The 6902-nt window shown below is 42.0% G+C and carries 7 protein-coding genes and 1 pseudogene; 2 read left to right on the top strand and 6 right to left on the bottom strand.

The window, feature by feature from the left end; genetic code table 11:
• Together B4K20_RS04315 and gnd are read left to right on the top strand one after the other, a co-directional pair.
• Positions 1 to 510 (top strand): annotated as a pseudogene (locus tag B4K20_RS04315) (hypothetical protein); the annotation flags it as partial.
• Positions 507 to 1973, top strand: coding sequence for a decarboxylating NADP(+)-dependent phosphogluconate dehydrogenase (gene gnd / locus B4K20_RS04310; protein WP_286303715.1), 1467 nt, complete (start codon positions 507 to 509; stop codon positions 1971 to 1973). The pseudogene B4K20_RS04315 and the gene gnd, both read left to right, overlap by 4 nt.
• 46 nt (positions 1974 to 2019) lie before the next feature.
• Here the strand turns inward: gnd and B4K20_RS04305 are convergent, their stop codons facing one another.
• The 6 genes from B4K20_RS04305 to B4K20_RS04280 all read right to left on the bottom strand — a co-directional run bounded on the left by B4K20_RS04305 (position 2020) and on the right by B4K20_RS04280 (position 6680).
• A complete protein-coding gene (locus B4K20_RS04305; RefSeq protein ID WP_289282009.1) occupies positions 2020 to 2907 on the bottom strand; it encodes an SdiA-regulated domain-containing protein in 888 nt (295 codons plus the stop codon).
• Positions 2908 to 3078: 171 nt separating this feature from the next.
• The gene (locus B4K20_RS04300; RefSeq protein ID WP_289282008.1) at positions 3079 to 3474 is read right to left on the bottom strand and encodes a phosphate-starvation-inducible protein PsiE; all 396 of its coding nucleotides are present in this window, start codon (positions 3472 to 3474) and stop codon (positions 3079 to 3081) included.
• A gap of 256 nt (positions 3475 to 3730) precedes the next feature.
• Entirely contained in the window at positions 3731 to 3955 is a 225-nt protein-coding gene (locus B4K20_RS04295) for a hypothetical protein (RefSeq protein WP_289282007.1), read from the bottom strand.
• A 505-nt stretch (positions 3956 to 4460) separates the two neighbouring features.
• Entirely contained in the window at positions 4461 to 4778 is a 318-nt protein-coding gene (locus B4K20_RS04290; RefSeq protein ID WP_289282006.1) for a DUF3144 domain-containing protein, read from the bottom strand.
• A 121-nt stretch (positions 4779 to 4899) separates the two neighbouring features.
• Positions 4900 to 6216, bottom strand: a complete 1317-nt coding sequence (locus B4K20_RS04285) for an MFS transporter (RefSeq protein ID WP_289282005.1) — start codon at positions 6214 to 6216, stop codon at positions 4900 to 4902.
• A gap of 32 nt (positions 6217 to 6248) precedes the next feature.
• Positions 6249 to 6680 carry a DUF6524 family protein gene (locus B4K20_RS04280; protein ID WP_286303721.1) on the bottom strand — a complete coding sequence of 144 codons (432 nt, stop codon included), beginning with the start codon at positions 6678 to 6680 and terminating at the stop codon, positions 6249 to 6251.
• Between the last annotated feature and the right edge of the window lie 222 nt (positions 6681 to 6902).

Raw genomic sequence — 6902 nt, 5'->3', positions numbered from 1 at the left:
GGACGTGACGCTTTTTATAAAACTCGTCTCGCAGTAAAGCAAGCCATTGCAGAGCAGCAATTGTCCTCACTAGATATTTCATTGATGAAAGATAATTTTCAGCGCCGGGGGGGATCGCTTAATTTCGATGAGTTTGCTTGGCATGAGGCACGTAAATATAACAAGGCAGCCATTGATGGAACCAAGTTTGATATTGGTATGGTCAGTTTGCCTGAAGAAGTAGTGGTCGATCACCATCACTATATGAAACAGGGTATTTCTACCCTCAAAGCGGTGGTGATTGATGATAAGCAAGCATTTGATTTTCCAGCCCGTTACCTTATAGATAATGAAATGACACCAGAGGTTATTTCGTTTACTCACACGTATGTTGGTCAAGCACAAAAAGGTGAAACGATTGAGGTTGCAGGAGCTGTAGAGTGTGATTCGGCATCAGGACAACGACGTTTAGTTGTCGGTTCAACCCGTGAAGCAGTTGGTGAATATATAAAGGTGTGCAAAGAATTATGAGTGAAGTAGATAATCCCGCAATAGCAGATATCGGTGTCGTTGGACTGGCCGTAATGGGTCAGAACCTTGTCCTGAACATGAATGATAAAGGATTCAAAGTCGCCGTATTCAATCGTACCACCAGCAAAGTGGACGAGTTTCTCAACGGGCCAGCCAAAGGTACTAATGTTCTTGGCTGTCATGATTTGAAAAGCTTTGTCAGTAGCTTGAAGCCACCGCGTCGGGTGATGCTTATGGTGAAAGCTGGCCCCGTTATTGATGCTTTTATTGAACAATTGGTGCCATACCTTGAAAAGGGAGACATCATCATTGATGGTGGTAACTCGCTCTTTAATGACAGTGATAGAAGAACGCAGGAGTTACGTCAGAAAGGGATTCTATTTATAGGCAGTGGGGTATCAGGAGGAGAGGAAGGAGCAAGGCATGGACCTTCTTTGATGCCGGGAGGAAATAATGCGGCATGGCCCGCCGTTAAGCCTATTTTCCAGAAAATATCAGCACAGGTGGATGGTGAACCCTGCTGTGATTGGGTAGGAAATGATGGGGCTGGTCACTATGTGAAAATGGTACATAACGGAATTGAGTACGGCGATATGCAACTCATCTGTGAAGCTTACCAGATGATGCGTGAAGGTCTCGGTATGAGTGGAGAGGAAATTCATCGCGTCTTTGCCGAATGGAATGAGGGCGTTCTGGACTCTTATTTGATCGAGATTACACGTGATATTTTGGCTAAGCGTGATGAGAATGGTGAGTTACTTCTCGATCATATTCTCGACACGGCCGGACAAAAAGGCACGGGAAAATGGACAGGGATGAATGCACTGGATCTGGGGATTCCTCTGACATTAATCGGTGAAGCTGTGTTTGCGCGTTGTTTGTCCTCTCTAAAAGACGAGCGTGTGACGGCGTCAAAAGTTTTACCTGCCATCACAGCACGTTTCGACGGTGACAAGGCGGAGATGGTTAACGCTATCCGTGATGCTTTATATGCATCAAAAATAATCTCTTATGCTCAAGGGTATATGCTGATGCGTGAAGCGGCTAAAACGTATGGTTGGCAGCTCAATTATGGCGGCATAGCGCTAATGTGGCGAGGTGGTTGTATTATTCGTAGCCAGTTTCTTGGCAAAATTCGTGATGCGTTTGATATCAATCCTGATCTACAGAATTTATTACTGGATGATTTCTTTATTGACGCTATCACCCATGCTCTGCCTGGATGGCGTAAAGCTGTGGCTACAGCGGTCAGCATAGGTGTTCCTGTCCCTACATTTAGCAGCGCCCTGTCATTTTATGATGGGTATCGTAGTGAACGCTTACCTGCCAATTTACTACAGGCACAGCGAGATTATTTCGGTGCTCATACATATGAACGAGTGGATAAGCCGCGTGGCGAATTTTTCCATACTAACTGGACAGGACATGGTGGCGATGTTTCAGCATCTAACTATGATGTATAAGCAACGACAGCCATAAATAAAAAAAGCGGTCAAATGACCGCTTTTTTTATAGGCCCTGATTGAGTTTGCTATGTCTTGTTAAGGTCAATAATTGATTAGGCTCACCCACAATAAATATATTGCCATCATTATCAACGGTCACTCCTTCAGGTTGTTTCATAATGGGCCATAGATTAAAGATCCCTTTTTTTAGACTATGTTTTGAGAGTGTATTGCCACTTAAGTTAATTAGATTCAACTCATGCGAAGCTTCACTGAGTACTAACAGGTATGGTGATTGTTCGATATAAAATAAACTGATACCAGCGAAGTCCTTTACCAGCTCAGGTAAAGTTTGATTTAACTTCTCTACATCCACTTGGGTAATGTCTCTGTCTGATTCATCTGTCATATGATTCAGAATCATAGGGGGCTCTTCCTGTAAGATAAAAAATCCATAATGGGGGGACCAGGCTAATCCCTCCATAGCATGGTTATCTAATCTTGCCCAATTCATATGTAAGTGTTTACTGTCTGAGTAATTTACTCTTTCTGTTTTTTCATCAATAGTGAAGAAAACCAGCTTTTGTCTTCTCTCCTCGGTGACTACAAACTGGTTCTGACCAAGGTAGGCGACACTCTCTGTATCGATAAACCCATCCAGATCAATTCGACGGACAATATCGCCTTGTTTTGTGAGTTCGATGAGTTGTTCAGGGTTATTGAGAACAGCAAATAAATGATCTGTTTCTGGTTGGTAGCTTAAACCAGACAGATTATCTTCAATGCCATCAATAGTGATCGGTTTACCAACTGAATAATGGGCGTTGAGATCCCAAGGATTAGTCTCTTTGATTTGGGCTTCGGTGTTTGTGTAACTCAGCAATAATATGAGACTGAAACAGGCTAATGTTAACGTTAACCAGTGACCGGAAATGCGTTTCAGCTGTTGCATGATTACCTCATTTATTGATGACATTAAGTTGAGCTTAGTCATGCAATCTTAATCAAAGCTGAAAATAGGTCGGCTTATATGTAAAACATGAATGGGTAGAGCAGGGTAGTCAAAAAAAAGCGGAACTGTTGCCAGTTCCGCCAAACAAGCTGTTCATCGCGTTATTTATGATCAGCTTTCAACTTTATCCTGCATTAATTGTTTACAGTAATGAATGATGATGATCGATGCTCCTATTAATAGAATAGAAGAAGCGATTCCCAGAATCCGCCATGTATCAATATTTTTCATATCAAGAATCAGATAACGGGCTAAAGCAACAATCGCTATATACAACGGTATCTTGATAGGAAGTTCACCCGACTCGTAATAAACCGCTACCATCGTCAGAACCTCTAGGTATATGAACATAAGTAGCAGATCAGTGAGTGATACATAGCTGTTGGTAATCATGATGTTGACTTCGATACCAATGGCTACCATGGTGGCAATCGCAACAAGAATCAAACCAACATCTTGTGCAAACAGCAGTGATCGACTTACAGAATTCTTTATTCGGTGTTGCATCGTTTTTTCTCCATTAAAAAAACACACCACACAAGAATGACTGTTTTTTAAACATGCTTTTGTAAGTTGTTTAAGAAGCAGAGATCCAAATTTGTGTGGATGGTCATATTAACAGCCATGAAAAAAAATGTTTTGTTTTTGTGTCCAAAAAATGGCAATAAGCAGGACTACGAGACAAGTTCTCAAGACATTTTGAGATAGAAAGAAGGTAAGATTCACGCATCATAAAGTCGTTATGATGCGTGATGATAGTGGTTTAACGGCGACGACGGCCATTTGGAACTAAGAGTAACAGTGTGCCCAAACCAATACTGATGGCACCGAGCCATTCAGGTACATGGTAAATTTCTTTTTCATCAACTTGCAGCTCAATGATACCGAGATCCGCTTCATGGGTTTTCTTGGTAAATGGAATGTCATCGATCACTAAGCCCGCTGTACCTGCAGCAATAAATAAAATACCGAGTAATTTAAGCAGCATTATTTATTCCTGTTTATTTGTTATGGCCTGGCGCATTTTCACTATTGCCCGGCCCATTGGGATCATGGCCTGGTGGCATTGTTTTATGTGGGTGGTAGTGATGGCAGGCACTCAGTAATAGGAGTGCGCACAAGCTTAGCAACTTTAATACATGAATAAACATAGGTTTCTCCATAGTAAACATATGCGCATACTATCATTACTGCTCATCAAAGGCTTGTGAAAAGGGACTTGATGGCGGATCAATGGCTCACGGCATCGATATATTGATGTGAAGCTGTTTCAGGTGACTGATGATATCGATCGGATTCTATTAAGTATCGGGTTGCGCAGCCAGTCAGGGAAAAAAATACACCAGTAAAAATGATGCAGTTGAGTGTTTTTGAAAAACGAACAAACATATCAGTCAATCCAATCAATCATTGATGATTAGATGCTATATCAATTTAATTGAATTGACTGATTATTTTTAATAATCAAAGCATAAAGTTGAGAAAAAGGCGTTCTAACTCAACAAATCTTTTTGTTTTAGTTCTGTTGATACTTGAATATATTGGTCAAAATTCTGAATATAATCATCCATATTCATTTCTAACATTTGTCGATATTCTTTTACAAAAAATTCGATGGTTTCATCTCTTGCATCAGCCATATCCTGACTTTTAGTCCAGCCTGATGCGCTGAACCAGGCGGTGTATCGGGCCAGAGAATACATAAATGAAACACTAACTTCGCCGGCTGCTACTCCTTTTTCCATCTGTTCATTAGCCAGTGCGATAAATGCATCCGCACGGTTAAAAAAGGCATTATCTCTCTCACTCATAAGGTTTCGCTTTTATTTTTTATGGTTTGGCGGTATCACCAAGACTAGAAAACTAAGCATAAGCAATGAGTGAAAACTTGGCTAAGGAATCATCCCTGTATATTGATATGAAAGAAGCTTTTTATTGTGCTTCTTTCATCAGATAGGCCGGTAACATGGCTAGAAAACTCATCAAAGCAAAAATCAATAGAACGGTTTGTTCACCATACCAATGCGAAATGAAGCTAAATAATCCCCCTAGCAATAAAAACAGTCCAATGATGGTATTTGAGAGAGCCGTGTATATAGCCCGTTTATCCTGATCCGCGATATCGACTAAGTGAATTGAGCGTCCCATTCGAACACCTTCATAAGCGATCATCAGCGCGAATAATAAAAAGGGCAATATCCAGTTTGTCTCTAGTAGATGATAGTTGGCCGCAATCACCGTGAAAACAAGAGCAGTACCCGCACTAAAGCCTGAAAAGAACAAGACTTTCCGGCTGGAAATATCGGCGAGACGACCCCAGACATAACCGCTGATCAAACAGGCTAATGATGAGGCAAACAATAAGCTGCCTAAACCACCGATAGAGTTATCCATTTGCTCTGCATTCAATGCCAGCATGAACGGTGGTGCAAGTGCCGTGGCTATCAGTAATGCACGAGTCAGGATAAATAGTCCCAACTCACGATCAGTGTATAAATATGAAAGGTTCTTTCTGGCAACGATAAAAAGATTCTTACCCCCTTCTGTCGCGCCTTTTCGTTCTTCTAATGTTGAAAATAATGCACAGGCGAGAATCCAGAAGCCTGCAGCAAAGAACAGCCCTATGGTTACCAGCGTTAATTTATCAACGACTTCAAGAGAAATAAGCAGCGCATAGGCAATCACTAATCCGGCTGATAAAGAGGATGCTGCGCCAGTCGCTGTGCCTCGCTTGGCCTTACTGACTGTTTTGCCCAGAACATCTTTATAGGATACAGAACACAAGCTTCTTGAAAGTGCCAGCACGCCTAATAGTGAAACTATAACAAAACCTAGCATCGTACCGTCTAGCGTCATCACTGCTATGCCCATGCCTGCCGCGCTCAGACCTTGAATCAAACTCCCCAATACCCAAACATATTTACGTAGAGCCAGAGAACGTACGGTATCAGCAATAAATAATTGTGGTAGAAGCGATCCGGCTTCTCGAATGGGCACGAGTAAACCGATGAAATAAGCCGGTGTCCCTAGTGTAGTAAGAATCCAGCTTAAGATGAGTTTACGATTTACAAAGGCATCAGCCGACTTTGTTAGTGATAAAGAGAGAACATGGGTTGAAAAGTTTCGTGGTTGTTCGTCACAGGCTTGTTCCGGTATGTCTTTACACGCTCTGCCATCATCTTCTGCAGTTAGGGTATTCCACGCTAGTTCAGCCGCGCTTTCAGTAAAATCATTTTGTTGCTTTGGCACAATGCAAAATACCCTTAATGTTCAGCTATATCCTAATCTTCATCCACATCGTCTGTATCAATTTGCCCAGAGATACGGCGACGGATGTGCGACCATGACATACCGACGGCTAACACCGCTGAGATAAGGAATAGGGCGATGTAGCTGAGAATAGAGAAGTCATCAATGCCCAGTAAGCCAAGATCAACCAGCCACCAGATAATAATTGCAAAGAACGCCAGTGCGAGTAATAAGCCAAATCCACCTAGCGAACGAAACGTCGCTCTCAGATAAATCGTCCAGCCGATCATTAATAACACCGTTGTCATCGCAAATGGTGGTGTTTTAAACGTTCCCTGGCCAAAAAACGCATCCTGAGCCCAGTGATAATAGCTATAACCACTCGGGTTGTAACTGACAAAGACCAGAAGTAAAGCAAACAAAAAACGTACAAAAAAACTCTGGGAGTTGAAGCGCTGGGCCATGTGGTGTCCTTCTTATTTATCGTATGCAGACTGGGAATACATCATAGCGTTTGTTTTATGTTTAGCAATGCTCTCCACTAGATAGTAGACAAGTGAAGCATTAATTAACGAATCTCAAAATCAGTGAATGTTTGGTCTGGTGATTGCTCACTGATGTCAAGTGAAGTGACTTCAGCAAACCGTGGGCCTTGACCAGCCCACTTGAGCATGCTTTCCAGTTGC

It is taken from the genome of Methylophaga sp. UBA5088 (genome assembly GCF_002414625.1).
Classification (GTDB): domain Bacteria; phylum Pseudomonadota; class Gammaproteobacteria; order Nitrosococcales; family Methylophagaceae; genus Methylophaga; species Methylophaga marina.
The sequence above is the reverse complement of the archived record's forward strand: the minus strand, read 5'-3'. Positions and strand labels throughout refer to the sequence as shown.